This is a genomic window from Stenotrophomonas sp. LARHCG68 (genome assembly GCF_052871705.1).
Window position 1 is genome coordinate 138,582 of sequence record NZ_JBIXJV010000001.1, and the last position, 25,803, is coordinate 164,384.

Genomic DNA, 25,803 nt, shown 5'->3' on the forward strand with positions numbered 1-25,803 from the left:
GTTCACTCTCACCAGCGCAGCCGGCGCCGCGCCATCTCCTGGCCAAGCTGCGCCATCAGCTCCTGCGCGCGCTGTTCCTCCAGGAAACGCAGCTGCAGCGGTGGTGCGCCGAACGCGCCGGCGGTGTCCAGGGTCAGCGTCGCGGTGCCGAAACGGCGGTCCAGCGGCGAGCGGTCCAGCCGCAGCGCCTGCAGCTTGTCCAGCTCGGCCACCCGCCACCAGCGGTTCCACCAGCCGCCGCGCACGGTCACGCGCTGGGCATCGATGCTGTAGCCCATGCGTGTGACCTGGCGACGGGCCTTGAACGCCGACCATGGCAGCCACAGCAACGGCAACAATCCCCACGGCCCGGTTTCGTGGGTCAACACGGCGGCCAGCGCGCCGCTTGCCAGCAGCGCCGGCAGGCACAGGCGCCACCAGCCGCGGGTGGAGACGGCCTGCCATTGCAGCGGCGGCCATTGCAGCTGCGGGAGCAGGTGCTGCAGCAGGCCATCGCAGGTGGCCGGCGTGGCCAGCGGCGCCAGTTCCTTCAGGGCACGGCCGTCCTTGTCCTCGTTGCCGCCACCGCTGGCGATGTCCACGCGCAGCTGGCGGCGCCCGAACAGGCGATGCAGCGCGCCTTCGCGCAGCGTCCAGGCCTGGATGCGCCGGCGCGCCACGCTGCTGCGCACGCGGGTGAGCAGGCCGCGTTCGACGGTGAGGCGGCGGTCGGCTTCGGTCAGGCGGAAGCCGTGGTACTGCATGAAGGCCAGGCTGATCGACAGCAGCCACATCAATAGCAGCAGGGCCAGCAGCCCGGCCACGGCGCTGATCGCCATCGCGGTGCTGCTGAAATGCAGCTGGCTGGCATAGCCCAGGGCCTGGCGCCCCTGCTGCTCGATGAAGTCAGCCGCCATCTCACGCGGGAGCATCTGGTACAGGGCGCCCACCGCCGCGGCGACCACGACCAGCGCCTTGTTCGACACCAGCCCCAGCCGCACCAGTTCCATGGGTGGCAGGGCCAGCAACAGGTCGGCTTCCGGCACCGGCGCATCGGTGGCGACAGGTGCGTGGCCGCGCTGGCGGATCAGGCGTTCCAGTTCCAGTGCCTGGTCGAGCCTGAGCACGCGCATCTCGGCTTCGGGCTTGTCGCCGGCGGCCGATTCCAGCCGCAGTTCGGCCACGCCGAACAGGCGGTGCAGCAGGTTCTGGTGCACGGCGACGTTGTGGATGCGGGCGAACGGGATCTCGCGGCGGGTGCGTTCGAACACGCCGCTGCGGATGACCAGCGTGTCGGCGCCGATGCGGTAGCGGTAGGTCAGGTACTGCAGCACCGAGCTGGCCACCAGCGCGGCGATCACCACCAGCGGGATCAGCTGGAACCACCACGCTTCATCGCCACGCCGGCCACCGAAGATCAGTACCGCGACCAGCGGCAGCAGCATCTGCTGGATCTGGCGCAGCAGCACGAACAACCACGACCAGGGGTGCAGCCGGCGTTCGGCGTTGTCGGCGGAAGGCAGGTTCACAGGGCGTCGTCGTGGTCGAGCTGGCGCGCCAGGCGGTCACGCAGGCGTTCGGCATCGGCCATGGCGAGCCCGACGATGGCGACGGTGTTCATGCGCGTGCCGGCGGTGTGCACGGTCAGCGTCGCCAACCCCGCCATGCGCTGCAGGGGGCCGCGGCCCAGGTCCAGGTGCTGCACGCGCGAGATGGGCACATGGCTTTCGCTCTGCCACAGGTGGCCGCGGCGTACGCCCAATGCCTGCTCATCCAGCCGCCAGAACGTCAGCCGGTGCCGCCGCCAGCCGAACCAGGCGCCCCACGCCAGCCCGACCAGCAGGCCGGCGCAACCGGCGAGCAGCCAGTGCGCGTAATGGAAGGCCAGCGGCACGATGCCGGCGGCCAGCGTCAGTGGGATGGCCATGCCGATGGCGCTGCCGATAGCGGCAAACACCGCGCCACGCCGGGGCAATGGCTGCCACTGTGCTTCGGGGGCGGGAAGGGGGGCTTCGGGGAGCGCAGGCGGTTCGGTCATGCGCTGACTGTAGCGGGTTGGATGGAGGCTGAGGCAAGTGTCCCGGCCCGGGCAGGAGCGACCCCTCCCCAGCCCTCCCCTCCGCCCTCGGCGCAAGGGAGGGGGCAAAGGCCAAGGCAACAGCCAAGGCAACAACGCAAACTGCATGATCGGCCCCCTCCCATGCGCAGCAGGGGAGGGCTGGGGAGGGGTTGGCTTTGTGCGAACTTCCCCGCAGCCTCAGTCGCGCATCACTGCGCGGCCATGATCAGCGCATCGACATCCAGGTGGTGGCCGGCACGGGCGGCCTTGGTGCGCAGGTACTGCTCGTTCTCGGCGGTGATCTCGCCGGTCACCGGCACGCAACCGCTGACTTCGATGCCGGCGTTGCGCAGGTGCTGCACCTTGGTGGGGTTGTTGGTCAGCAGTTGGATGCGCTGCACGCCCAATGCGCGCAGCATCGCCACCGCGCTGCCATAGCGGCGCTCGTCGGCACCGAAGCCGAGCTGGGCGTCGGCGTCGATGGTGTCCAGCCCTTCGTGCTGGTAGCCATAGGCGCGCATCTTGGCGGCGATGCCGGTGCCACGGCCTTCCTGGTCCAGGTACAGCAGGATGCCGCCGCCCAGCTCCTTGAGCGTGCGCAGGCCGCGCCGCAGCTGGTCGCCGCAGTCGCACTTGAGCGAACCGAACAGGTCGCCGGTCAGGCACGAGGAATGCACGCGCACCGGCACCGCGCCCTGCAGGTCCGGCGTGCCGACGATCACCGCGACCTGGTCGCGCTGCGCCACGCCGCCACGGAACACCGCGAACTCGCTCATGCCCACGTCGCGCAACGGCACCGGCGAGCGGGTGACCAGTTCGTAGTCCTGGCCGGCCTGGCGGGCGCCGTCACGCAGGGCTTCCACGCTCAGGTGCAGGCAGGGGTCGAACGCGCTTGGCCCCGGCGCCAGTTCCACCGAGATCATGGCCGGCAGCAGCAGGCCGAGCCGGGCCACTTCCACCGCCGCCGCGTCCAGGTCATTGCCCAGTGGTTGCGCGCCTTCGGCCGTGGGGGCATCGCGCAGGTAGGCCAGTGCCGGCAGCTCGGCAAAATCGCGGCCGGCCAGCGGCAGGCGGATGCCATCGCTGGCGGTGATGCCCAGCGTCTGCGCGCGCGGAGCGGTCAGGAACAGGTAGTGCTGCTGGTCGCTGGCCTGGCCGAAGGCGGCCAGGCTGCGCGGGGAGCTGCTGTCCAGGGCGAGGGTGGCCAGCCGACGTTGCCCGTCGACGATCACCACCGGCCGGCCGGCACGCAGCTCGGCGGCGGCGCGCTCGCAGTGGATGGCGGCGGTTTCGCCGAACGGGCCGGCGCTGGGGGAGGGGGACTGGACGCTCATCGGGACCTTATGGGGACCGCCGCTCGCTGATTCAATCGACGGGACAGGTGACGCAGTGTTGCAGGGCCGGTTTCAGTGCGGGTGCCTGGCGGTGGCGTAGGGGTCAGTTTCGCCGCTGCCCGGTGGCCGCAGCGTGTAGCGCTTGTAGGTCCACTGGTACTGCGACGGATCGCGCCGGGCGATGCGCTCGATGCCTGCGCTCAGGGTGGCCACCGCGGTGGGCAGGTCCGCATCGGCGATGGCCGGCTCGGCCGGCTCCACGTGCAGGGCAAACTCCAGGTCCGGGCCGATGCGCTCGCACCAGGCGTACAGCAGGGTGGCGCCGGTGCGCTCGGCCAGGCGGTTGACCAGGGTCATGGTCAGCGCCTGCACGCCGAAGAACGGCACGAACTCGCCATCGCCATTCTTGGGCTGCTGGTCGGGCAGGATGCCGGTGGCACCGCCGTCCTTGAGCACCTTGAACAGCTGCCGCACCGCCGGCCCCTCGGCACGCACCTGGCGCACGTTGTCACCGCCGCGGCACAGCTGCAGGAACTCATCGCCGACCGGGTTTTCCGGCGGGGCGTAGACGATGGCGATCGGGCCACGTTCGGCCAGCCACTGGTTCAGCAGCTCCCAGTTGCCGTAGTGCGGGGCGATCACGATCACGCCCTTGCCCGAGGCCAGCGCGGCGTCGTACAGGGCCTGGCCGTTGCGCTGCTTCAGGTGCCGGGCCAGGTTGTCGGCCGGGTCGTGGGTCCACAGGTACAGCGTTTCCAGCGCCTGGCGGGCGGTGGTGCGCAGGATCTGGCGGTGCAGCCGGCGACGCTGGTCGGCCCCCAGTTCGGGATAGGCCAACTCCAGGTTGCGACGGGTGACCCGGCTTTCACGGGCGTCGATCCCGCCCCACAGCCAGGCCACGGTGTCGGCCAGCGTCCGCTGCCAGGACCAGGGCAGGTGGGTCAGGACGGTGGCGAGGCGGTGGTAGAGCTTGGCGGTGGCTTGCGGTTTCATCCGTGCAAGTCTAGCGGCTGAGGCCCGGTGCTATGGTGGGCAATTGCCCCATTGGACCGACCATGCTCTCCCTGATCCAGCGCGTTACCCAGGCCTCGGTCACCGTCGATGACGCCGTGGTGGGGCAGATCGGCCCCGGTCTGCTGGCCTTGGTGGGGGTGGAGCCGGGGGACGACGAGGCGGCGCTCTCGCGGATGGCCGACCGCCTGCTCGGTTACCGGGTGTTCGCCGACGATGCCGGCAAGATGAACCGCTCCTTGCGGGACATTGGCGGTGGCTTGTTGCTGGTCAGCCAGTTCACCCTGGCCGCGGACACCCGTTCAGGCATGCGCCCGAGCTTCACCAGCGCCGCACCGCCGGCCGAGGCTGAACGGCTTTTCAATCGATTGGTGGCGATCTGCCGAGAAAAGCACGCCGCAGGGGTGGAAACCGGGCGCTTCGGTGCCCATATGGTTGTCAGCCTGGTGAATGACGGTCCCGTCACTTTCCTGCTCAGACCCTGACGCCCCGGAACCACCGCCGGCAAGCGTTACGCTGCGCTGGTATAATGCTAGGTTCCCTATATTCCAACCCGCCGGTGGCGCGAGCACTACATGGCCAACGAACGTCCTGCCCAGCAAAACGACATCAAGCTTCTGATCAGCAAGGGCCTGGAACAGGGCTACCTGACCTACGCCGAAGTCAATGATCACCTGCCCGACGACATGGTCGACCCGGAGCAGATTGAAGACATCATCGGCCTGATCACCGGCATGGGCATTGATGTCCATGAGGTTGCGCCCGATGCCGACACGCTGATGCTCAGCGATGGCAACACCGGCAACCGCGAAGTCGATGATACCGCCGCCGAAGAAGCCGCGGCCGCGCTGACCGCGCTGGACACCGAAGGTGGTCGCACCACCGACCCGGTGCGCATGTACATGCGCGAGATGGGTACGGTCGAGCTGCTGACCCGCGAAGGCGAAATCGCCATCGCCAAGCGCATCGAGGAAGGCCTGGGCCAGGTGCAGGCTGCACTGGGCACCTTCCCGCTGGCCGTGGAATCGGTGCTGGCCGACTACGAAGCGCACAAGGAAGGCAAGAAGCGCCTGGCCGAAGTGATCGTCGGCTTCAACGACCTGGTCGAGGAAGAACCGGCCCCGGCCGCCGCCGCCGACGGCGACAGCAGCGACGACGCCGATTCGGAAGCCGACGAGGACGATGACGACGTCAGCAGCGACGAGGATACCGGCCCGACCGGCCCGGATCCGGTCGAAGTCGCCCGTCGCATGGACCTGCTGGCCGCGGACCTGGCCAAGTTCAAGAAGGCGCATGCCAAGGGCGATACCAAGGCCCAGACCAAGCTGCGCGACGAGCTGGCCGCTACCTTCATCACCTTGAAGCTGCCGCTGCCGCTGACCGACGTGCTGACCAAGCTGCTGCGCGACACCATGGGCCAGGTCAAGGCCCAGGAGCGCCGCGTGCTGCACCTGGCCACGATCACCGCGCGCATGCCGCGCAAGGACTTCATCCGTTCCTGGGAAGGCAACCAGACCAACCTGGAATGGGTCGAGGACGCGATCAAGCGCAAGCAGAAGTGGTCCTCGGCGCTGCGTGACGTCAAGGATCAGATCGTGGCCGAGCAGCAGGCCACCATCGACCTGGAAAAGAGCGCCCAGCTGTCGCTGGACGAGCTCAAGGAAATCAGCCGCGTGATGGCCTATGGCGAAGCCAAGGCGCGCAAGGCCAAGAAGGAGATGGTCGAGGCCAACCTGCGCCTGGTGATCTCCATCGCCAAGAAGTACACCAACCGTGGCCTGCAGTTCCTGGACCTGATCCAGGAAGGCAACATCGGCCTGATGAAGGCCGTGGACAAGTTCGAGTACCGCCGCGGTTACAAGTTCTCGACCTACGCCACCTGGTGGATCCGCCAGGCGATCACCCGCTCGATCGCCGACCAGGCGCGCACCATCCGTATCCCGGTGCACATGATCGAGACGATCAACAAGCTCAACCGCATTTCCCGCCAGATGCTCCAGCAGTACGGCCGCGAGGCCACGCCGGAGGAGCTGGCCAAGGAAATGGACATGCCGGAAGACAAGATCCGCAAGGTGATGAAGATCGCCAAGGAGCCGATCTCGATGGAAACCCCGATCGGCGACGACGAGGATTCGCATCTGGGCGACTTCATCGAGGACACCAACGTGGAGTCCCCGATCGAGAACACCACCAACATCAACCTGTCCGAAACCGTGCGTGACGTGCTGGCCGGCCTCACCCCGAGGGAAGCCAAGGTGCTGCGCATGCGCTTCGGCATCGACATGAACACCGACCACACGCTGGAAGAAGTGGGCAAGCAGTTCGACGTCACCCGCGAGCGTATCCGCCAGATCGAAGCCAAGGCGCTGCGCAAGCTGCGTCACCCGAGCCGCTCCGAGCAGCTGCGCAGCTTCCTCGACATCGATTGATCGATAGCGACGGCAGCAACGGAAAACCCCGCCCAGGCGGGGTTTTTTGTTGCCCGCGACAGCCGCCATCGGTAGGGATGCCGTCCAGGCCTGCCCTTCATGGGAAGCGCAATCGCGGGCGGGCAGACAGTCCCGGCAACCGCCGCATGAAGCACACAGCGATCACATGCCGTACCCGATGACCAGCGGGCACACGTAAGCGCCCCGGCATACCCGATGCCCGCCGGAAATCCGCCATGTGCACCCGCCTCGCCAGCAATGATGCGCCTTTGCGGGTGTCACGCCAGGCAAGGACAGGTTGCCCGGCAACATTCCAGCCCCTGCTGCGGCAACGCACCGTTTCGTCGTATCGAGAATGCGCGGTGTGCCCGCAATGCGCAGGTGGCAGGCGCCTTCCCGGCGTCGTTGCATTCGGAGAGAAATCGCCTGAATCACCGGAAAAAGCCAGGGGGAATGCGTAGGGAAGCGGCGCTGCGTGCTGTTCCGGAACAACCGTGGTTGCAACACACAGTGTTGCCTCATCCCGTCGAAGCCGGCACATGAGTGCTTGGAATATTCAAACAATCAGGCAGCGGGGGAGGTACGGGGTCGGCGGGTTTAGCGTCGGTGGCAAGCGACGCCATCGGGCGTCGTGCCACCTGTCCCCCGAGGTCCTCATGAACGTCCATGCTCCCGCTCCGCTTCGTCTCACCGCAGGCATCGTGGCGTTGCTTGCCCCGGCATTCGCATCGGCGACCAATGGCTATTTCACCCATGGCAACAGCGTCAAATCCAACGGCATTGCCGGTATCGGCATCGCCCTTCCGCAGGATGGCCTGGCGGCGGCTGCCAATCCCGCCGGCACCGCGTTGGTCGGCAATCGACTGGATGTGGGCGCGACCTGGTTCGTACCCCGGCGCAGTGCGGACATCGTGAGCAATGCCATCGCGCCGGATATGCACTACGACGGCAACGGGCGCAGGAATTTCGTGTTGCCCGAGGTGGGCTACACGCACGCAGTGGGCGAGCGCTCTGCATGGGGCATCGCCCTGTACGGCAACGGCGGCATGAACACCGATTACGGCCAGAACCCCTATGCGCGCTTTGGCGGTACCGGCAGGGCCGGTGTGAACCTGGAGCAGCTCTTCCTGACGCCCTCGTTTGCGTTGAAGCTCAACCCGCACCACGCCATCGGCATCGGCGTGAACCTGCTGTACCAGCGCTTCGAAGCCAAGGGCATCGGCTTCTTCGACGGCTTCTCGCAGACACCGGGCAAGGTCAGCAACCGCGGTACCGACACGTCGACCGGTGCCGGCGTGCGCGTGGGGTGGAACGGACAGTTCGGCGACAGCGTCACCGTGGGCGCGACGTGGTCCTCGAAGATCAGCGCCAGTGCCTTCGACCGCTACAAGGGCCTGTTCGCCGACCATGGCAGCTTCGACGTCCCGGAGAACTACGGCATCGGCATTGCCGTGCGCGCCAGTGGCCGCGCCACCCTCGCCGCCGAAGTGCAGCGCATCAACTACAGCGACGTGCGCGCCGTGGGGCAGCCGCTGGCACCGCTGTTGCAGGGCGAGCCGCTGGGCGCACCAAACGGGCCGGGATTCGGCTGGAAGGACGTCACCGTCTACAAGTTGGGCGTGCAGTACGTGCTCACCCCGCAGCTCACCGTGCGTGGCGGCTTCAGCCATGCCGGGCAGCCGGTGCCCGAGGCGCAGACCTTCTTCAACATCCTTGCGCCGGCGGTGGTCGAGAACCACGTGACGCTGGGGGCGACCTGGACCACGCGCGACGGCAACGAGTTCAGTGCCTACCTTGCACGCGCGCTGTCGCGGCAGGTGCACGGCCGTGGCGCGATACCGGCCAGCTTCGGCGGCGGCGAAGCCGACCTGAAGCTGGCCGAAAACCTGCTGGGCGTTGCCTACGCCTGGAAGTTCTGAGGGCCTGGAGGAAATGACGATGGTGCAGTTCACGCCGGTATCGGCCGTGGTGGGAGGCAGCCTGATCGGTACCGCCGCAGTGTTGCTGCTATGGCTGAACGGCCGCATCGCGGGGGTCAGCGGGATCCTCGGCCATGCCCTGAGTGGCCCCGAGCGTAGTTGGCGGTTGCTGTTCCTGCTGGGCCTGGTACTGGGTGGTGGCGTCCATCTGATGTTCGGGGGCAACGTGCCGCAGGCGCGCGAGGGCATGCCTGCCGGGTTGCTGCTGTTGGCTGGGTTGCTGGTGGGCTACGGCACCACGCTGGGCAATGGCTGCACCAGTGGCCACGGCGTGAGCGGCCTTGCACGGCTGTCGCCGCGTTCGCTGGTGGCGACGCTGATCTTCCTGTGGTTCGCCATCGTCAGTACCTGGGTGCTGCGTTACGGCGTGGGAGTGGCGGCATGAGCAGGGCATCCTGGGCCGGGGCATCCGCATTGGCGTCGGGCACGCTCTTTGGCCTGGGCTTGGCCATCGCGGGCATGACCGATCCACGCAAGGTGCTGGCCTTCCTGGACGTGGTCTGCGGCTGGGACCCCAGCCTGCTGCTGGTGCTGGGCACGGCGGTTCTGGTCACTCTCCCGGGCTATCGCTGGGCAAGGCGTCAAAAGGCGCCGCTGCTGGCCGACCGCTTTCATCTGCCGGCGGCCAGTGCCATCGACACACCGCTGGTGCTGGGCGCGGCGCTGTTCGGCATCGGCTGGGGCATTGCCGGCTACTGCCCGGGGCCGGCCATCGTCGGGCTGGCCTTCGGCAATCCCGAACTGCGGCTGTTCCTGCCCGCCATGCTGCTGGGCATCGCGCTGGCGCGCTGGCAGAGGGCGTTGCAGCAGCGACGGCTGGTGGCGCAAGAGCAGGGCTGAGTGGCTTGCTGGCAAGCATGCCGGACCTGCATGTAGGGCCGCATCCTGCGGGAATGCCACCGCGCTGCAGCTACCGGGACATCGCCGCGCCTGTCGCGTAGGCGCATGTCAGTCGAGTATGCAAAAATGCGCAGCCATGCATCACGAGGCAATGCCTCGCTCGCAGCGGTCCTTTCCCGGTGCAACGGCCGTGGGGAGCGGCGCAAGGCGATACTTCCCGTCATCGCGGGACAGGGTGATGCCTGCCACGGGCCTATAGCTCAACGGTTAGAGCAGAGGACTCATAATCCCCTCCAGCAGGCTTTCCACCACTTGCCAGAGAATAGAAAACCCCCTTATTTCAAGGGGTTTTGTGTATCTGTAGGGAACTTTGAGTTTCCGCCATTGCCCGTGTAATGCCGGGTTTTTCCCGCATGGTTACACAGGAATTACACCGGGGGTTACGTGACTAGATTCCGTAGTCGATCTGAATCGCAGGCGGGTTCTGTCGGGATGCAGCGGTCTTTAGGTCCTGAAAGCGCTGCGCACCTAGCATTGTTAGCCTCAGCAAATTCGGTTTTGGATGGTTCACGTACAGCTCCGCGTACTCCATCGAAAGGAGGAAGTCTGCGTCCGGATGATTTCGCATTGCGTTGCCACCATTCACCTCCTGCAAGCGGTCATGCAGCCAAACCTCATCAGGCCAAAGCCTCATATCAAGCTCTCGTTTCGAAAGGGAGGCCATCATGAAGCGCGGACGCTCAACCGGCAATAAGCTCCAATGCGATCAGGTCAAAGGCGCTGCATCTCGGTTCGGTCTTTCGTCAACTTAGCCAGTAGCAAGGTACCGCCGATTGGCGTATCGCTGGCCGTCGCCTTGACGTGGGCGATCTGGCGCCTGGCTATCCCGCAGAGCCATTGCTCGTCGGTGCTGCCGCCCTGATCCGGCAAGCCTTCGGGCAGGGCAGGGGCGATGTGTCCGCCCATTGATTCAATGCGGAAGCCGTCACCGTCGCGGACCATCCGTAGCCCCTGCGGCGCTCCAGCGCGCGCAGACCAGCCGACAACGCATATCTCTTGCTGCAGTAGATGCTGCGTTGGCAGGCCTGCAGCGCGATAGTGCTTCAGGTATCTCGGGAACAAGTCCTCCGCAATTCCCTTCAGTGAGTCGGCGATGGAGTCGTAGTTCACCCTGGAAGCAATGTTAAGAATTTGAGCGTAGATGCTTCGGGCAAAGATGAGTTCACCACGAGAGCACAGGACGACATTTTCCAGCGGAAGAAGTAAGAGCTTGCTCGTCTCGAACGACTCGCCATCCATCATGCTACGGGCGCAGCTGTCCACCAGGATGAGGGCACGATCCGGACGAATTAGGATGTTCAGAAGGCTCATGCGGGGCTCCGTGACTGGATGGGTAGTCAATTTCTGTGCTCGGGTCAATGTAACCGCCATGGGCGGAGCCGATGTTGAATCCCCACATCGCGCCCATCGGGTTACCGCCCGAGACAGCGAAGCCGATCACACCGCCTACCACGCCGCCGATTGTTGAGCCGGACATTTTTCACCCTCGTTCGTGCGGATTGCGCGCTTCGGAAGTGGCACTGGTGCCACCGGCTCGCGCTTGCTCAGGTTTCACGCCATGGAGCCAGTAGCCGCTCAAAAGCTCCACGTCATACGTGCCGTCAGCATGGTTGTATCTCGCCCGTCGCTTGCCACCGGCCTCCAGTTTGCGGAGCGTATCCCGCTGGTTCGTGGATTGCGTTTCAGGGTCGCTACCAAATAGGGTCGGCGATTCATCGCGGCGAGCTAGGGCTGCCAGGCTGTAGTTCTGCTGTTGTAGATACACGCTGTCACCGCCGGCCAGTGGCGGCAGGCCGAAGCGACGCCTAGCTTCGTTGGGCGCTTCAATGGCACCTGCGGTTAGCTTTGCGTGCACGTCCGCCAACTTGCCAAGGTCCATCCGTAGGAGCGGTTCCAGGTTCAATTCCACGCCAACGTCATCGCCAAGTCCGAGTCCAACATCCAGGCAATCTTCCATTGCTTCAATGCGTGCCTGCAGTGCGTCGGCGTAGTACATCTGATTCAAGTCATCGACCTTCATTCCAGCGGGGATTGTGCCGATCCCAACCTTGAACGGCGGTATGCCAAAAGCATGAGATATCTGCTCATCGGAGTATCGCAGCTGCTCGACCATCTGAGAGTCGATGGCTTTGAATGCGAATGATGTGAATTTCATGTCCGCGCCGATAACGGCAACCTTGCCGGCATTCTTGCCCTGGAAGTTGGTGTCCCAATACTCTTTGACTGCTTCCGCGTCGGATTCCTTCATTCCCGAAGGGGCGGTTAGGATGCCGCCCGGGTTGGCCCCGTTGGCAAAGTAGTCAGCCGAACTGCGCTGGATCTGTACGTTCTTCTTGGCCGCGAGGCCGGACGCGACGAGGGGTGAAACGCCGATAAGCTGGTGGAAGATCGGCATTTCCCGGTCGTGGATGATTTCGCTGGCCGGCACCACCAATTGTTCAGCGGGATAGTTAGTTGGAAGCAGGTTTTCGGACGTGCCGTAGTTCAGTTGGTAGAACACATCCCCCGTATCGGCAACCATGGGCTGCACCCGGAATGGATCGAGCACCCACAGCCTTGTAACGGTCCGGTTGGCATCGCGCCCTTTCAGTACATAGGTATTGCCGCGCTGGAGCTTGGATAGAATCCAGGCTTCTCGGAACTGAGCTGGCGTCTGGTAGCTGTTCGGACGGCGTAGCAGAGGGCTCACTGTTTGATGGCGTTCATCGACCCAAAGACCGTTGCTGTCCCGGCGGCGCACGGAAAACGGTAGCTTCCCGATATCACTTGCAATGCGCGACATGCATGCATAGACGGTGCTGTATGTCTCCAGGTCACGACTCGATACCTCACCCTGGTTGCGTTGCCAAGCACCTGTGAAGGGCTCTTGGATGCGCCGCCAGCCGCCACCCTGCTCGGATGCAGGAACCGCCGTCGCGGCACCCCGAGTAGTTGTCTTTGCGAACAGCGCGCGAGCACGTTCAACGATACCCATCAATCACCTCCTGCATAAAGGCAGCAACCATCGCAGCTGCCTCATGCTCAACTGAAACTCGGGCTGAAAGTACCTGACGCACGTCGTCTTCGATTCTTCGGCGGTGCTCGGCGTTCCATGGTTCCGCTCCAAGGCTGAGCGGAACCCAGCATTCAGTTCCGGTGTTGTGGAACGTGACAGTGATGGCGATCAGGGTGTTGCCCTGAATCAGCCCGGCCGCAACCTGGTAACCGCCGCAGTCTTCCCGATAGGCGCGCGCAACCTGCTCAGCGAGCGCCTTGAGCGCCTCCTGGTAGGCTGATCCGATGGGGCCGGTCACGGAGTGGACTCCGTTCCGACAATGACCATCGGCGCAGTACTTGCCAAGTGAAAGTTGCGCTCAGCCAACAAGCCGAGGCTGTTGTTCTGGAAGAGGGAATACAGCTGCGGCTGTGCCTCCGGGTTATCGGCCATGTTGACCGTGGCGTGCTCGGCGCTGCGCACCTCCAAGCCGTGATCGAGGACAGCCAGGCGTGAGGCGGGAATGACGAACGTGGCGGTGATGTCGTCCATCGCCACCACTTCCACGCCGGGGATGAAGCTTCCGCCGCGCACGCCCATGCCGCCGCGGTTCTCCACGCGGGTTGCCAGATCCATCACGTCGTCTGCCGGTGCCGCTACCACGTAGCCATCTGATGGACCTGCCGCAGTCAGACCGGCGCGCAGGTTGGCAAGCGGGTCGGCGCTGGGGGCGACATACACCGGGTCCAGTGCAGACAGCTGTGCCAGCACCGAGGAATTGACGGCGCGCGTGATGCTCTTCCGCAACTCGGATTCGAAGATGGTCGGACCGCCCACCGCACGCAGCAGCTCCTGCGTCATCACGACGATCGCCGCGGCCTTGGCGGTCTCCACGCTGTCCGTGCCCAGCGTCAGGTTCTTGATGACCTTGGGGTCGCCTTCTTTTGTCACATCGGCGCTGTAGCCAGTACCGGTCAACACATGTTGCACGTTGCGTGGCATCACTGAGGCGTAGCGGGCGATCTGGTCGAGCAGCGAACCCTCCGCGATGCTGCCAATGTAGCTTGCTGCCAGGGCGGTGCCGTCCGGGGTCTGCCATACGGCACCACCGGTGGATTCAGCGACGGCCTTCTGCACCAATGCGCAGGTGCTTGCTGCCATGGCGACGCGAAAGTTTCCGCCGTGGAGCATCATGCCGACCGCAACCTCAAGGAAGGCCTTCACTTTGGTGGTTTGGCTCTCGCCAGCCACTGCAACGTCGATTGCGGTGCGTGCCCGCGAAAGGGCTGCGAACTGCATGGGGTCCATCTAGCGTTCTCCGGTGGTTGATGGGGTCACCGTACGTCGGTCGCCTAAAATCAATCGCTATCGAGCGATTTTCTGGAGCATCTCAATTTCGGGCGGAACCGATCCCCCACCAACATCAGGAACACTTGGGCATTGCTCTCGCAGATGGTCCAGCAGGCCCGTCGTCTGCATGTACCAAGTGGCCGCAAGCACACCTGCAAGTCGTCGCTTGTCGATGCCGGTGGCGCTGCGCCACGCCTCCACGGTGGCACCCGCAAGAACCACTGGCACAGCACCCGCCAAAGCCAACGCGGCCTGCTCCCTCGCACCAGCTTCGCGCCATGCGCGCACCTGCTGAGGATCGAATAGCGCGGCCAGCCCCCGCCCGCGACGCCCCCTGACGACTACCGGACACCCTTCCCGAACCCAGCGGCGAAGCGTGCCAGGCTGAATACCCAATGCAACGGCAGCTCGATCAAGCGGAATCCCTTGTGTGGCGGGGTTTACGGGCACAGTACACCCCCCAGAAAAACGAATTTTCTGAATTGACGGTGCGAAAAAACGCCTGGGCGTCCGGTGTCCGAGGGGGAAAGGGTCTGACTTTTTTCCCCTCCCCCCGGTGTGGTGATGAGAATCAATCGCATCCATGCGCGCCGGAATGATCGGGCGGGCTGGAATCGGATTCCATCAGGAACGCTGTGGATGTACTCCAAGTGCCAGTGGCAGGTTCGGGCAGTGCCAGAAAGTGCCAGTGGCAGACATGGGCAGTGGGAGGTGGCCTTTGCGCCGTCAGTGCGGTGATGCTCAGAAGCGGTAGAGCAGAGCAACAGCCCAAGCGTCCGCTGCGCTCCCGCTTGGTAGATATATATAAAGGGGCACCCTGAGGGGGCCAAAAAACGGCCGAAATCGCTGTTTTTGGCACCCTGAGGGGTGCAAAAGACTTTTTTCATGCTGCTTTTGGCCCCTTGAGGGTGCCACCGTGGCCCCCTGAGGGGACTACTGATTCCGTTTTGCTTTGGCACCCTGAGGGGGCCACAGAATGCGTTTTTCTCCAATCGTTCCGTGGCGGCCCGGGAAGAAGCTCCAAGCCCTTGCCGGTGCAGCTATCGATTCCGTACCAGGTGAGCGCGTAGAGGTTGCACAGCTTTCTATTGCCGTGCCGGGTTTGCACGATGAAGCCAGCCATCTCCAGTTGCGCCAGAAGCTCACCGAGCTTGCTGGTGGTGCACACCCCTGCCTCCTTGACCATGGCCTTCGTCGCGCTCAGGTCGCCGTTGTTGCGGCCGTTGTACTGGCTTGCCAGGAACAGCAGCATTTTCATTGCCGCGCCGCTCAGGGCGAAGAATGCAGGCGACTGGATCATCGGATGCGGGAGCCGGACGAACGTGTCGCTAGAGCGCCGCCCCTTGTGCCTGGGGCGGTTCCGCTCTGGAATGTGCTTGCGGTACTCATCTGCCATCGTCAGTACTCCAAGGCGTCACGCAGCCGACGCCCCGTCAACGATCTGCGCTACAGCGGCCTGCCAGCTCTGCCCAGCGCGCGCCGCGCGGGTGAGTACCCATTCCCTTACCTTGGCCTCGGTCGCTCCCCTGCGGTGCTGTAGGGCGCAGGAGCCGCACAGCACGTAGGGCAGGGAGCACCACCCGAACTCACGCTCCGCACGGTGGAAGGTGCCGAACACCGGCTGTAGGGCGTTCCCGCAGCAATCACAGGCAATGGGGGCCAGTCGAACAGCGCGCGCACTCATCGCGAATGCTCCTGCTCTTTCAGGGGTGCCCGCTCGATGGCGGCTACCAGCTTCTGAAGCAGTGCTTCAGTACGCGCCTGGCGTTCGCTCATCGGGTTGCATTGCACTGGCGGCAGCGCGCGGGCCATGCGGTCGCTGGGGAACGGGATGATCTGTGCGCTCATTACACCCTCCTTACGCAGCAGACGGTTTTGACCTCACCCAGGACCACCAGGTCATCGAACTCAACGAAGAAGCCCAAGTCCCGGTTGCTGGCGGTGAACACGTAGAAGGATGGGCGGCCATCCTTCCCGGGCCGCACCTGCACGTACCGCACAAGCTGCCTGCCATTGAGCTGGATCACATAGACGCCATCCCACCGGCAGCGGACCACGCGGAGATCCACCTGCAGCACGTCACCAATCTCGAACCTCGGCGCGTTGAGGTTGTCGCGGACGAGGACGTAGGCCTGGCCTTCGGGCGGCGGCATGAGGACCGGTGACGGGTAGCTCTCGATATGTGGCCGTCCGGAGTAGGAGTTCCCTGACACGGCAGGGCTGGATTGCCCGATTGCGCCCGGGCTGGCTTGGTGTACGATGTGGTCCATGGTCAGAGCGTTCCTTAGAGGGGTTCGGTCTTGGCTTCCACGGCTCGGGCGGGTGCAACCGCTCGGGCCGTTCTCTTTTCAGCCGGCCAGTGCACGGCTATCGGTTGTCTCGATGACAGCCGCCTCGATGTAGGCGTCAAGATCAGCCAGGCGGTAGAACACTCGTCCGCCGATCTTCAGATAGCGGGGGCCGCGGCCTTCGGTACGCATCCGCGCTAGGGTCTGTTCGGCCATTCCCAAATAAATGGCAGCTTCGTGCCCGCGGACGCGGCCGCCGGGTTTGCAGTGGTTCTGAACTTCATTTCTTTCCATCTGAACGCCTCCAAGCAGTATTGGTTACACCGTGAGCTACGGTGTAACCAAATGGTTGCACTGATTCCGGTTGCATGTCAACACACGGTGTAGCTATGCTTGGCTATGTCTAGAGATATCAACCCGTATGGCCTCCGCATGCCTGCCGACCTCAAGGCGATGCTTGAGGAATCCGCGCAGAAGGCGGGGAGGTCCCTAAATGCGGAGCTCGTCGCACGTCTGGAAAGATCGTTCGACACGAAGCTCACCTATCAATTGCTCGACCGAAGGGCCGAAGAGATGAGCAATTGCGTTCTTGAATGGGTGCGAGTGGGCGACGAACTGAGGGAGTTGAAAGGGAAGCGGGTGGATGGTTGCCGCGATGATCAACTTGAAGGGAAGATCCTTCAAAAAGAGCGGGAGTCGAAGTTGCTCAAGCGGCAACATGACCGCATGGCTGAAGAATTCGACGCCCTCTTGAATGACGTCAAGGAAAGCTTGCCGAGGCTTGAGGGCTAGATTTGACCGCCTTCTCCAAACTTACACGCACCGGCATGCGCGGGCTGAAGCCTGGGCAGACCATCAGTGAGCGCGGAATCGAGTACACCCGGCTGACCAACGGCGATGGCCGGTGGTCAGTGAATGTCATGGTCAACCGACAGCGGCATCACCAGGTTGTCGGGTTGGAGTCGGAGGGCTACACGCGGACGCAGGCAGAAGCCCTTGTGGCTTCGCTGAAGGCCGACAAGCGCGCAGCAGCGCATGGGGTGGCTGGCAGCAAGCAAAGGGCCGTCCTGTCGCTCGCACGAGCCGCCGACGACTACCTGCAGTACCTTGCCAAGCACGATGGCCGTGATTTGGAGACGAAGGAGATGCGCTTTCGGGAGCACCTGAAGCCGCATCTCGGCCAGATCCAGGTATCACGCCTTTCGGATGATGACTGGTTGGCCTACGTGGCGAAGCGGAAGGGCGAGGGTGCGGCACCGTCCACGATCAACCGGGAGCGGTCCGCACTGCTCCACATGCTCAACACGATGCGCCGGCGGAAGATGCTGGCCGCGGTGCCATTGCTGGCGCGCCAGGCCGAGCCAGAGGGGAAGCTGGTCTACCTCACGCCGGCAGAGTCGCAACGCCTGCTCAAGGCGGCAGCGAACGATCAATCGGACCTGGCCCACCCCTTCATCATGATCACGCTCTACACCGGCCTGCGACACGAGGCGGCGCTCAGCCTGCGCGCGAGTGATGTGGATGCGGAGCGGCGGGTTCTGTGGATTCGCCACGATAAGGCCGGCAGGCGGGAACAACCGATGCCGCAGATCCTTTCCGATTACTTGGTGGACTACGCCGCCGGCATGGATGGGGAGGACTACTTGTTCCCGTCGAAGCGGGCGAAGTCGGGCAGGGCGTACCAGATGAACACCGTCTTCGCTCGCTGTGTGGAGCGTGCAGGCATCACCAAGCATTGCACTCCGCACACCATGCGCCACACCGCGGCGACCAATGCAGCGCACGCAGGCCTCGATGCGGCGACCATCCAGATGATGGGTGGATGGAAGACAAGGGCCATGGCGGAACGCTACACTCACGCCGCTTCAATGCACGATGCGATGGACGCCCTTCAGGGCAGGCTCACCAGCAGCAGGTTTACACGGAAATTACACCGGCCCTCCAAGAAATCGGCTTGAAACCCTTGCAGGGCCTATAGCTCAACGGTTAGAGCAGAGGACTCATAATCCTTTGGTTCCAGGTTCGAATCCTGGTGGGCCCACCATGGCGACTTCAACGTCGCCTGCCGCGAGCTGCGCTGATTGCATGGGCTGGGCTTTGGTGCGTTGATGCTTCCGCTGTGCAGTCCAGTACGAAATGCTGAGGCTGCATCCTCCCCGATCTCGTCAGAGTTCTGAAACCGACGAAGTGGGCCGGCTGCGTTGCCGGGAGATCCGGGGCACGCCTGGTGCTGGCAGTGCGGTGGTATTGCCGTGAATCGAAGTCCCGGACCTGGGGCCCCGGTTTCCGGCCATTCACATGACGCGCAGGTCTTGCTGGCCGCGGGAACAGGAAAGTTGGAGCTGTGTCGAAGGGCACGGCCCATCCTGCCGCTTGAGTCAGTGATGTCCCACGGAAGCCCGGGTGCGGGGCGATGCTCGCCGACGTCAATCGTGCTGTGACATCGCATAACCAATGTTGCGCAGCGTTTTAACAGGCAGGTGTTCACCTGCCAGATCGAACACCTTCTTGCGCAGCCGGTGCATGACGACTTCAAGGCGGTGGGGATCAAAGCCCTTCATGTCGGCAGTGAGGGATTCGATCAGGACTTCGCGTCGCACGGGTTTCCCCTGCGATGACCAGAGGTGCCGGACGATGATTCGTTCGGCGGAGTTGAGCCAGATCCTGACCCCCTTGGGGGAAAGCATGTGCCATGAAATGTGGTCCAGATGCCACTCCATCTCAGGATTCCGAGCACCGGCGTGTTCTTCGTCAACAACGTTGATGTGCGAGTCGAGCCGGCCGTGTCGAATGATGGAACTGTGCAGCGTCGCGATCAGGCTTGTGGCATCGATGCTCTTGGGCAGATAGGCATCGGCGCCATTCTCCAGTCCCAGGAGCAGCTCATCCAGAGAGTAGTGATCGGCCATCATGATGATCGGGTACTTCGCCACGCCCTTGAGGTGCTTGAGTGCACTGAAGCCACTTTCATCCGGGAGACTGACATCCATGAGTACCAGGGAAGGTTCGTTCACGAGCAACTCGCGATACATCTCGCGGATGTTGGTCGCGCGCAGGACCTTGAAGCCAGCGTCGTTGAGGCGGGGAGCCAGGACTTCTTCGCGGAACGCAATGTCGTCTTCGACGATCAGAACTTCCTTGACCTGTGTGCGGTTGGACATGTGATCGACTCAGTCAGTGGGTTCGCGCGAAATGAACCAGAGGCCGCGAGCACGGAGGCAAGTCTTGGCGCCTTTCGAGCTTACAACATGAAATTCTTCCCAATATCTCATTAAGTGTCAGCGTTTGGTTGCAGGCTGCCGTGGAATCCACGCACTGCCCATGAACGGCGACGAGATGAAGGCTCATGCAGCATTTCTGTCGCGACGCGCACTGCGACAACCTGTTTCATCGCCGAAAGTACATAAGGATGATGCCGTCATGGGGTTTGAATCATTGCCTGAGGCTCGGTGCCTGGAAGGTAGGCACGCACTCGCACACGCGTTGTCTTTCTGACTGGTTCGTTGCGCCTGACACCGTATGCGGGGATGGCCTGCACGATCTGTAAGACCTGCAGGGCATGACTGGGATGGATGCGTATCCGATCACCAGGTGTCGTGCTGTGCCAGCACCCAAGGAGGGGTGAGAGAAGGCTGCGCTGGGGATGTCATCGGCGCGGGTACATGCGTGGTGCAACAGAGGCACTCATGTCGGGGAAGAAGCAGAAGGGGGCGCTTGCGCGCCCCCTTCCTTTTGCAGCGGTGGATCAGAAGTCGTACGTCACGCCAAGGCGCACACTACGCGGGGCCTGCCAGGACAGAACCTGGCGATAAGTGCCCGGGCTGTAGTCCGGATCCAGGCGGGTAGCCTTCTGTTCGTTGAACACGTTCAGCACGTCGACGGAGAAGGCCAGCTTGCCGTCGGCGAAGGAGGGACGGTACTCGGCATTGAGGTTGAGGTTCTTGATCCAGGGCGTTTCGCCGGCGTCGCCCATCTTGGCCGGCTTGCCACCACACCAGTGGTAGTAGTTGCCCGCGTAGGCCGGATAGGTTTCATCCGGACCATAGGCACCCTGGCAGGAGTTGGGCGTGCCGCTCATGATCTGCAGCGTGCTGCTGACGCTCCATTCCGGGTTGATCTGCCACATGCCCATTGCCTTGAGCTGGTGGGTCCGATCGTTCGGAAGGCGACCACTGCCGTACTCCATCAGGTACGGGTAATCCCAGTCCTGCGTGGCCGAGATGTCGCCCTGGCCGATGTCGGACTTCACCTGGCCTTCCGTGTTGCCGCGGCTGTGGGCAAAGGTGTAGGTCACGCGCCCCCACAGCTTGCCGTCGAACGGGTGCTCGATGTAGGCATCCAACGCCATGTAGGTACGCTTCACGGCCGGATAGCCGAGGTCTGCGTTGGTGAGGGTCAGCTCGCTGTAGCCGCCCTTGCCATCGGGCAGGTTGAACACCGCGGTATCGCCGGGGTTGAAGAAGTAGCAGCCGCGCAGGCCAGTGGTATCGATGCCTTGGGCAGCAGCCACTTCCTCGAACTTCTCGATGTAGCAGGTGTCGTCGATGGCGTTGTTCAGCTTGCGGTACGTCAGCTTGGCACCGTAGTTCCAGCTCTCGTTGAAGACCTTGTCGAAGCCAACGATGAACTCATCCTGGGACTGCGCCTTGAGGTTCTTCGCGGTGACCGTCTTCGGATCCGGGGATTGGCCGTACTCGCGGTTGGCCGAGTAGGGCACGCCGGGGCCGTTGATGGTGTCGATCGGGGTCAGGCCGGTCGGGTTGCCGTTCGCATCGATGCCCGTGTAGGTGTAGTACTCGTTGGTATAGATCGAGCCCGCGGCACCACGTGCCGCCAGCGAGGTCGGCAGCGCGAGGTAGTAGCGTCCGGCATTGCCGTACACCTTGAACGTACCATCGCCATTGACGTCCCAGGCGAAGCCCAGTCGCGGCGCCCACTGCGGCTTGGTCTGCTTGATGTAGGCCTGGCCTTCCGGGTTGTAGTTGATGAACTGGTCATTGCGCAGACCCAGCTTCACCAGCCAGCGGTCGTTGACCTGCCAGTTGTCCTCGATGTATTGGGCACGCTGCGTGACCTTGACCGAGGCGAGGGTTTCCTGGATGTACTTGGAAACGAAGTAGCCGCCTTCACCGCCCGGATACTTGCCCGGCGCGTCGACTTCACCTTCGCTGATGTCGGTCATCGGATTGGCCTTGCGGCCGTACAGCCAATAGAACCCGGCATCCGGTGCCATGATGGTGCTGTCATTGCGGTCTTCGGTCCGCTGGTTGTCAATACCGGCAGTGATGGCGTGATCGCCAAGATGGTAGGTGACGTCCAGGCGATAGTTCGCGCCGAAGGTCTGGTGCTTGGGGTCGGAGAGCTGCGCCAGCTTGTTGGCATTGGTGATCGGAACGCCGCCGTTCAAGGCCGGATTCTGGTTCGCGCTGCCACCGACCGGGATCAGGTTGGAGTACTTGTTGTCCGGATTGGACTTCAGGTCCGTCGTCTGCTCGCCATACTGGGCACTGACGGTCAGGTTGTCAGTCAGGTAGCCGGTGTACTTGCCGATCCACATCAATGCCTTGGTGTCGGTTGCAGTCGCGTTGCCGAGGTAGTCACCGCGGCGGAAGGTGCCGTAGTCGTACTGGTAGTTGTTGGCGGAGAACTTGTGCTCCGTTGACGCTGCGGTGAGCTCCATCACGTGGTCGTTGGTGATGTTCCAGTCGACCTTGGCGTACCACTTCGGGTCCTTGAACGTGCGCTCGGAGATCTGGGAGGACGAGGACTTCGTGCCTACCAGCGAATCCTCGGAGCGGGCGCCTTCCACCGACGCGAAGACATACAGTTTGTCCTGGATGATCGGGCCACCGACATAGGCACTCTGCACCGTCGACCAGCCCACGTTGTCCTCGCGGTACTGGTACAGGTCCTTGCTGCCCACGTCGCCCGGAAGTGCGTCGGAGTAGTACGTGTTGCGCGGCGCGCCCTTGCCCCACTCGGGGGTCCACTGCAGCTGGCCGCCGAATTTCCATTCATTCGTACCGCGCTTACCGATCTGGCTGATCACGCCGCCCGTGGTGCGGCCGTAGGCAGCGCCGTAGCCACCGGTCAGCACTTCCTGCTGCTCGATCGAGCCGTAGGGCAGTTCGATGCCACCGAAGCCCTTCAGCGGGTCGGTAACGTTCATGCCGTTGATGTAGTAAGCGTTCTCCGAGATGGAGGCACCGCCGAACGATGACAGGCGCTGGCCGTTCGAGGCGTTCACGAAGTCGCTGGAACCCTGGATGACGCCCGGAGCCAACTGCGCGATGGCGTCGGCGCTGCGCGCGATGGGCAGCTTGGCCAACTGCTCGGCAGTGATGACCATGCGTGAGTCGACCTGCGTCACGTCGATGGGCTGCATGCGCGAACCCACCACTTCGATGGCGGCCAGCGTCGTGGCGTCGAACGAAGCGTCCGTGGTGGAGGACACTGCAACGGTGATGTTGCGGGTGCCGACGGTGGCGCCGTCCTTGACCTGTTTCACGGTGTAGCTGCCCACCGGCAGGCTGCCAACGTTGTAGCGACCGTTGGCATCGACCACCACGGTACGCGAGAGGCCCGTGGTGCTTTCGATAACGATCGTGCTTCCAGCATCCGCCGAACCGCTGATGGCGCCGGAGGTGGACTGCGCGTTTGCACCGAAGCTCATCACCGCGCCCATCAGGGCAACGGCAAGAGCGGAACGGGTCAGTACTTTAACTGTCTTCATTAGGGTTCTCTCTCCTACTCAAGAATGCGCTTCGCCCGGAAATGACCGAGAAACGGCTGAATCGTTACAGATGTACCTAAGTTGAACGAAGCTACCGGACTGTAATGGAAGATTCAGTTTTGGTCATCGAAATGCGGCATGAAATAAACTACAAATATGAATAGGCAAAAATGAAATATTGAAGAGATTTTTTGAAATTGAGAGAGGCGCGGACACGTCGCCGGATACGATCATTTCCGTTGCTCGTCTGCCGGAAATTTAAGGTGAAGGGCGCAGTTGACGGCAGGATGTGCGCTGACTTTCGCATTCAGGCTCTTTCCTGGCAGTCGGCCCCGAGGCGGGAAACGCAGAGAGAGAAAGCCTGACGCGCAGGCGCAGATCGTTGGATTCCGGGCAGGTGTGTGAAGCTCAAGCCAGTGAGCCAGCTTGATCACGGGCACGACGAGCAACGAAGCTGCTGCGGGGGAAGGCACTGCCTCGTTCGGGGCTGTTGGAAGAAGAATGCTTGCGGTTCAGGCGCGGCCATTCGCACGGGTTGCAGCAAAGGGAAGATATGCAGCGGGAAACGAACGGCTGGTCGGTGATGGTGCTGGAGGATGAGGAGGAGCTGCGCGGGAAGATCCTCCTTCCAGGACTGGAGCGGGAAGGGTTCGAGGTCGAGGGCGTGGGCAGTGCGCTGGCCTTGTACCGGGCACTGAGCCTGCGCTCCTACGATGTGTTCGTCGTGGATGTCGGTCTTCCCGATGAGAGTGGCTTCGCGGTGGTGCAGCACCTGCGCCGGCTGGGCAATGCCGCCATCATCATGCTGACCGGGCGAGGTGGTGCCGATGACCACGTCCACGGGTTGGAGCAGGGCGCTGACGCCTATCTTTCCAAGCCGGTCGGCGTGGACGTGCTTGCCGCGACGATACGCAGTGTCATGCGGCGCGGCACCTCCGCCGTGGCAATGTCGGCGCCGGATGCAGCGGGATGGCGCTTGACCGCACAGGGCTGGCGCATCGCCACGCCCGCCGGCGACGATGTGGCCCTGTCCCGGGCCGAGCGGCTGTTCCTGGCGTTGCTGGCGGAGGCGGGGGGCAGGGTGGTGTCGCGGGAAGCGGTCATCGGGCACCTGAGCCAGGATGAAGACGATTTCGACCTGCACCGGCTGGAGATGCTGATCCATCGCCTGCGCCGCAAGGTGCTCGCCGGCACCGGCTGCGAGCTGCCGCTGACCACGGTGCGCGGCATCGGTTACCTGTTGCTGCTGTAACCCCGGGGCAGCCGATATGATGGCCCCGGGGGAGCAGGGGCTGGCCGCTTGGGCAGCCGACAGATCGGTATTCCGGGGAGAGCAGGCAGGTGGAAGACAAGATCGTGGCGGTGCCTGGGAGCGTATTGGCCCGGGGCCTGCAGCGGTGGCGGTCGATGCTGCATTGGGTGCGGGACGTGCCGGTCGCCGATCCGGTGGACCGGCGCAATGCGCCGATGCTCCAGTTGGTTTCCTTCCTGCTGGCGGTGCTCCCGACGGCCGCCTGGTGCTACCGGGCGTTGCTGGTGGATATCCCGTGGCGGCCGGGCGAAGTCACCGGCATGGTGTTCGGCCTGTCGGTCAGCGCCATCTCCGCGCTGAGCCTGGTGCTGGTGCGCAAGGGGAAGTTCAGGGCAGCCTCCCATGCGTTGCTGGCGGTGTTCGCCGCGACCGTGATTCCCGCCTACCTGGTTGCCGGCTTCGGCGGGCAGCGGTTCGAGCAGCCGGTGCTGGCCATCTGGATGGCGATCGCGGCACTGGCCGTGGGGCGCATGGCGTTGTGGTTGATGTTCCTCTGCATCGCCGCGGCCTTCGGGCTGGGAATCGCCGTGGACATCGACAAGCAGGGCCAGGCGGTCGAGCTTCTCGGCGATGCCGCCTTCAGCACCGCCATCTTCCTGATGATTGCCGTGGTGCTGGACCGCAGCTCGGTCGCGCTGCGCGAGAGCCTGCGCGAGGCACGGGCACGCGGTGATGCGCTGGACGTGGCCAACCGGCGCTTGACCGAGGAAATGGCCGAGCGTGAGCGCACGTTCGCGCAGTTGGTCCAGGCGCAGAAGATGGAAGCCGTGGGCCGGCTCGCCAGCGGCGTCGCGCATGACTTCGGCAACGTCCTGGCGGTGGCGGGCGGGTACGTGCGCAGCGGGCTGCGTGCCGGCGATGCGGCGCACATGCGGGAATCACTGGTGGGCGTTGATTCGGCGGTGAACCGGGCCAACCTGCTCACGCGGCGGTTGCTGTCGCTTGCCCGCGCCGAAGACGGCGTGGAGGAGTGGTTCGACCCGGGCGAGGCGTTGAAGGCGCTGGTGCCGATGATCCGGCAGTTGATGGGCGCGGACGTGAAGGTTGATGTCGTCCTTGGCGCGGACCTGCCGGCGCTGTTCTTCGACCGGATGCAGTTCGACCTGATGGTGCTGAACGTGGCCGCGAACGCGGACCATGCCATGCCTGGTGGCGGTCGCTTCCTGCTGCGGGCACGCCGGGATGGCGACCGCCTGGTGCTGGACCTTGCCGACACCGGGGCGGGCATGGCGGGCGACGTGCTGGCACATGCCTTCGAGCCGTTCTTCACCACCAAGCCGCGTGGACAGGGAAGCGGACTGGGTCTGTCGGTCGTGCGCGACCTGGTCCAGCGGGCCGGGGGCAGCGTGAACGCGGAAAGCCAGGCGGGTGTGGGAACGACGATTTCCCTGTGCTTCGCCGACGCGCTGGCGGAGCTGGCCGAGGCGGAAGCGGAAAGCGGGCGCTGACGCGGCC

General features: G+C 63.9%; 23 protein-coding genes and 1 tRNA gene. 10 read left to right on the top strand and 14 right to left on the bottom strand.

All coding sequences use genetic code 11. The features are described 5' to 3' along the window. Window positions 1–8: 8 nt before the first annotated feature. From ACIPR8_RS00575 to ACIPR8_RS00590, 4 genes are all read right to left on the bottom strand, one after another. Window positions 9–1,508, bottom strand: coding sequence for a PH domain-containing protein (locus ACIPR8_RS00575; RefSeq protein ID WP_446539836.1), 1,500 nt, complete (start codon window positions 1,506–1,508; stop codon window positions 9–11). Continuing rightward, entirely contained in the window at window positions 1,505–2,017 is a 513-nt protein-coding gene (locus ACIPR8_RS00580; protein ID WP_446539837.1) for a PH domain-containing protein, read from the bottom strand. The genes ACIPR8_RS00575 and ACIPR8_RS00580 overlap by 4 nt, the downstream gene beginning before the upstream one ends. Before the next feature lie 230 nt (window positions 2,018–2,247). Next, a complete protein-coding gene (ribA, locus tag ACIPR8_RS00585; RefSeq protein ID WP_446539838.1) occupies window positions 2,248–3,372 on the bottom strand; it encodes a GTP cyclohydrolase II RibA in 1,125 nt (374 codons plus the stop codon). Window positions 3,373–3,444: 72 nt separating this feature from the next. Beyond that, a complete protein-coding gene (locus ACIPR8_RS00590) occupies window positions 3,445–4,365 on the bottom strand; it encodes a lauroyl acyltransferase (RefSeq protein ID WP_192287819.1) in 921 nt (306 codons plus the stop codon). Window positions 4,366–4,427: 62 nt separating this feature from the next. Between ACIPR8_RS00590 and dtd the strand changes: the two genes are divergently transcribed. From dtd to ACIPR8_RS00615, 5 genes are all read left to right on the top strand, one after another. Then, a complete protein-coding gene (gene dtd, locus ACIPR8_RS00595; RefSeq protein WP_132865847.1) occupies window positions 4,428–4,868 on the top strand; it encodes a D-aminoacyl-tRNA deacylase in 441 nt (146 codons plus the stop codon). 90 nt (window positions 4,869–4,958) lie between these two features. After that, entirely contained in the window at window positions 4,959–6,812 is a 1,854-nt protein-coding gene (gene rpoD, locus ACIPR8_RS00600; protein WP_192287818.1) for an RNA polymerase sigma factor RpoD, read from the top strand. A 656-nt stretch (window positions 6,813–7,468) separates the two neighbouring features. Continuing rightward, window positions 7,469–8,731, top strand: coding sequence for an OmpP1/FadL family transporter (locus ACIPR8_RS00605; protein ID WP_446539839.1), 1,263 nt, complete (start codon window positions 7,469–7,471; stop codon window positions 8,729–8,731). 19 nt (window positions 8,732–8,750) lie between these two features. Further along, the gene (locus ACIPR8_RS00610; protein WP_446539840.1) at window positions 8,751–9,176 is read left to right on the top strand and encodes a YeeE/YedE family protein; all 426 of its coding nucleotides are present in this window, start codon (window positions 8,751–8,753) and stop codon (window positions 9,174–9,176) included. Next, window positions 9,173–9,631, top strand: a complete 459-nt coding sequence (locus ACIPR8_RS00615) for a DUF6691 family protein (RefSeq protein WP_446539841.1) — start codon at window positions 9,173–9,175, stop codon at window positions 9,629–9,631. Before ACIPR8_RS00610 ends, ACIPR8_RS00615 begins: the two co-directional genes overlap by 4 nt. 771 nt (window positions 9,632–10,402) lie before the next feature. On the opposite strand, the gene ACIPR8_RS00620 is transcribed toward ACIPR8_RS00615, so the two are convergent. The 8 genes from ACIPR8_RS00620 to ACIPR8_RS00655 form a co-directional block, all read right to left on the bottom strand. Further along, window positions 10,403–11,002: a hypothetical protein gene (locus tag ACIPR8_RS00620; RefSeq protein ID WP_446539842.1), complete on the bottom strand. Its 600-nt coding sequence runs from the start codon at window positions 11,000–11,002 to the stop codon at window positions 10,403–10,405. Between the two features lie 169 nt (window positions 11,003–11,171). Further along, window positions 11,172–12,665, bottom strand: coding sequence for a phage portal protein (locus tag ACIPR8_RS00625; RefSeq protein WP_446539843.1), 1,494 nt, complete (start codon window positions 12,663–12,665; stop codon window positions 11,172–11,174). Further along, entirely contained in the window at window positions 12,652–12,984 is a 333-nt protein-coding gene (locus ACIPR8_RS00630; RefSeq protein ID WP_446539844.1) for a hypothetical protein, read from the bottom strand. Before ACIPR8_RS00630 ends, ACIPR8_RS00625 begins: the two co-directional genes overlap by 14 nt. Then, window positions 12,981–13,973 (bottom strand): hypothetical protein, encoded by a 993-nt coding sequence (locus ACIPR8_RS00635; RefSeq protein ID WP_446539845.1) that lies wholly within the window; start codon window positions 13,971–13,973, stop codon window positions 12,981–12,983. Before ACIPR8_RS00635 ends, ACIPR8_RS00630 begins: the two co-directional genes overlap by 4 nt. A 925-nt stretch (window positions 13,974–14,898) precedes the next feature. Beyond that, entirely contained in the window at window positions 14,899–15,411 is a 513-nt protein-coding gene (locus ACIPR8_RS00640) for a hypothetical protein (RefSeq protein WP_446539846.1), read from the bottom strand. A 284-nt stretch (window positions 15,412–15,695) separates the two neighbouring features. Beyond that, window positions 15,696–15,863, bottom strand: coding sequence for a hypothetical protein (locus tag ACIPR8_RS00645; protein ID WP_446539847.1), 168 nt, complete (start codon window positions 15,861–15,863; stop codon window positions 15,696–15,698). Further along, the gene (locus tag ACIPR8_RS00650) at window positions 15,863–16,285 is read right to left on the bottom strand and encodes a hypothetical protein (protein ID WP_446539848.1); all 423 of its coding nucleotides are present in this window, start codon (window positions 16,283–16,285) and stop codon (window positions 15,863–15,865) included. Before ACIPR8_RS00650 ends, ACIPR8_RS00645 begins: the two co-directional genes overlap by 1 nt. Window positions 16,286–16,363: 78 nt before the next feature. Beyond that, a complete protein-coding gene (locus ACIPR8_RS00655; protein ID WP_446539849.1) occupies window positions 16,364–16,597 on the bottom strand; it encodes a helix-turn-helix transcriptional regulator in 234 nt (77 codons plus the stop codon). A 105-nt stretch (window positions 16,598–16,702) separates the two neighbouring features. On the opposite strand from ACIPR8_RS00655, the gene ACIPR8_RS00660 reads away from it, so the two are divergent. The 3 genes from ACIPR8_RS00660 (at window position 16,703) to ACIPR8_RS00670 (ending at window position 18,347) form a co-directional block, all read left to right on the top strand. Continuing rightward, complete coding sequence (locus ACIPR8_RS00660; protein WP_446539850.1) at window positions 16,703–17,095, top strand: Arc family DNA-binding protein; 393 nt, start codon at window positions 16,703–16,705, stop codon at window positions 17,093–17,095. A 2-nt stretch (window positions 17,096–17,097) separates the two neighbouring features. Beyond that, the gene (locus tag ACIPR8_RS00665; RefSeq protein WP_446539851.1) at window positions 17,098–18,261 is read left to right on the top strand and encodes a tyrosine-type recombinase/integrase; all 1,164 of its coding nucleotides are present in this window, start codon (window positions 17,098–17,100) and stop codon (window positions 18,259–18,261) included. 10 nt (window positions 18,262–18,271) lie between these two features. Beyond that, window positions 18,272–18,347 (top strand) — tRNA-Ile (locus tag ACIPR8_RS00670). A 382-nt stretch (window positions 18,348–18,729) separates the two neighbouring features. Here the strand turns inward: ACIPR8_RS00670 and ACIPR8_RS00675 are convergent. Both ACIPR8_RS00675 and ACIPR8_RS00680 read right to left on the bottom strand, forming a co-directional pair. Further along, on the bottom strand, window positions 18,730–19,464 hold the full coding sequence (locus ACIPR8_RS00675) for a response regulator transcription factor (protein ID WP_192287814.1): 735 nt from the start codon (window positions 19,462–19,464) through the stop codon (window positions 18,730–18,732). A 584-nt stretch (window positions 19,465–20,048) separates the two neighbouring features. Further along, a complete protein-coding gene (locus ACIPR8_RS00680) occupies window positions 20,049–23,036 on the bottom strand; it encodes a TonB-dependent receptor (protein ID WP_192287813.1) in 2,988 nt (995 codons plus the stop codon). Window positions 23,037–23,589: 553 nt separating this feature from the next. On the opposite strand from ACIPR8_RS00680, the gene ACIPR8_RS00685 reads away from it, so the two are divergent. Continuing rightward, a complete protein-coding gene (locus tag ACIPR8_RS00685; RefSeq protein WP_446539852.1) occupies window positions 23,590–24,288 on the top strand; it encodes a response regulator transcription factor in 699 nt (232 codons plus the stop codon). 89 nt (window positions 24,289–24,377) lie between these two features. Then, window positions 24,378–25,796: a sensor histidine kinase gene (locus ACIPR8_RS00690; RefSeq protein WP_446539853.1), complete on the top strand. Its 1,419-nt coding sequence runs from the start codon at window positions 24,378–24,380 to the stop codon at window positions 25,794–25,796. Window positions 25,797–25,803 lie beyond the last annotated feature (7 nt).

What these genes read in the sequence shown, in the direction of transcription:
- ACIPR8_RS00615 (WP_446539841.1), top strand. Translation starts at nt 9,173, where the DNA reads ATGAGCAGGGCATCCTGGGCCGGGGCATCCGCATTGGCGTCGGGCACG.
- ACIPR8_RS00580 (WP_446539837.1), bottom strand. Translation starts at nt 2,017, where the DNA reads ATGACCGAACCGCCTGCGCTCCCCGAAGCCCCCCTTCCCGCCCCCGAA.
- ACIPR8_RS00685 (WP_446539852.1), top strand. Translation starts at nt 23,590, where the DNA reads ATGCAGCGGGAAACGAACGGCTGGTCGGTGATGGTGCTGGAGGATGAG.
- ACIPR8_RS00625 (WP_446539843.1), bottom strand. Translation starts at nt 12,665, where the DNA reads ATGGGTATCGTTGAACGTGCTCGCGCGCTGTTCGCAAAGACAACTACT.
- ACIPR8_RS00675 (WP_192287814.1), bottom strand. Translation starts at nt 19,464, where the DNA reads ATGTCCAACCGCACACAGGTCAAGGAAGTTCTGATCGTCGAAGACGAC.
- ACIPR8_RS00640 (WP_446539846.1), bottom strand. Translation starts at nt 15,411, where the DNA reads ATGGCAGATGAGTACCGCAAGCACATTCCAGAGCGGAACCGCCCCAGG.
- ACIPR8_RS00660 (WP_446539850.1), top strand. Translation starts at nt 16,703, where the DNA reads ATGTCTAGAGATATCAACCCGTATGGCCTCCGCATGCCTGCCGACCTC.
- ACIPR8_RS00650 (WP_446539848.1), bottom strand. Translation starts at nt 16,285, where the DNA reads ATGGACCACATCGTACACCAAGCCAGCCCGGGCGCAATCGGGCAATCC.
- ACIPR8_RS00610 (WP_446539840.1), top strand. Translation starts at nt 8,751, where the DNA reads ATGGTGCAGTTCACGCCGGTATCGGCCGTGGTGGGAGGCAGCCTGATC.
- dtd (WP_132865847.1), top strand. Translation starts at nt 4,428, where the DNA reads ATGCTCTCCCTGATCCAGCGCGTTACCCAGGCCTCGGTCACCGTCGAT.
- ACIPR8_RS00605 (WP_446539839.1), top strand. Translation starts at nt 7,469, where the DNA reads ATGAACGTCCATGCTCCCGCTCCGCTTCGTCTCACCGCAGGCATCGTG.
- ACIPR8_RS00645 (WP_446539847.1), bottom strand. Translation starts at nt 15,863, where the DNA reads ATGAGCGCACAGATCATCCCGTTCCCCAGCGACCGCATGGCCCGCGCG.
- ACIPR8_RS00655 (WP_446539849.1), bottom strand. Translation starts at nt 16,597, where the DNA reads ATGGAAAGAAATGAAGTTCAGAACCACTGCAAACCCGGCGGCCGCGTC.
- ribA (WP_446539838.1), bottom strand. Translation starts at nt 3,372, where the DNA reads ATGAGCGTCCAGTCCCCCTCCCCCAGCGCCGGCCCGTTCGGCGAAACC.
- ACIPR8_RS00680 (WP_192287813.1), bottom strand. Translation starts at nt 23,036, where the DNA reads ATGAAGACAGTTAAAGTACTGACCCGTTCCGCTCTTGCCGTTGCCCTG.
- ACIPR8_RS00635 (WP_446539845.1), bottom strand. Translation starts at nt 13,973, where the DNA reads ATGGACCCCATGCAGTTCGCAGCCCTTTCGCGGGCACGCACCGCAATC.
- rpoD (WP_192287818.1), top strand. Translation starts at nt 4,959, where the DNA reads ATGGCCAACGAACGTCCTGCCCAGCAAAACGACATCAAGCTTCTGATC.
- ACIPR8_RS00590 (WP_192287819.1), bottom strand. Translation starts at nt 4,365, where the DNA reads ATGAAACCGCAAGCCACCGCCAAGCTCTACCACCGCCTCGCCACCGTC.
- ACIPR8_RS00620 (WP_446539842.1), bottom strand. Translation starts at nt 11,002, where the DNA reads ATGAGCCTTCTGAACATCCTAATTCGTCCGGATCGTGCCCTCATCCTG.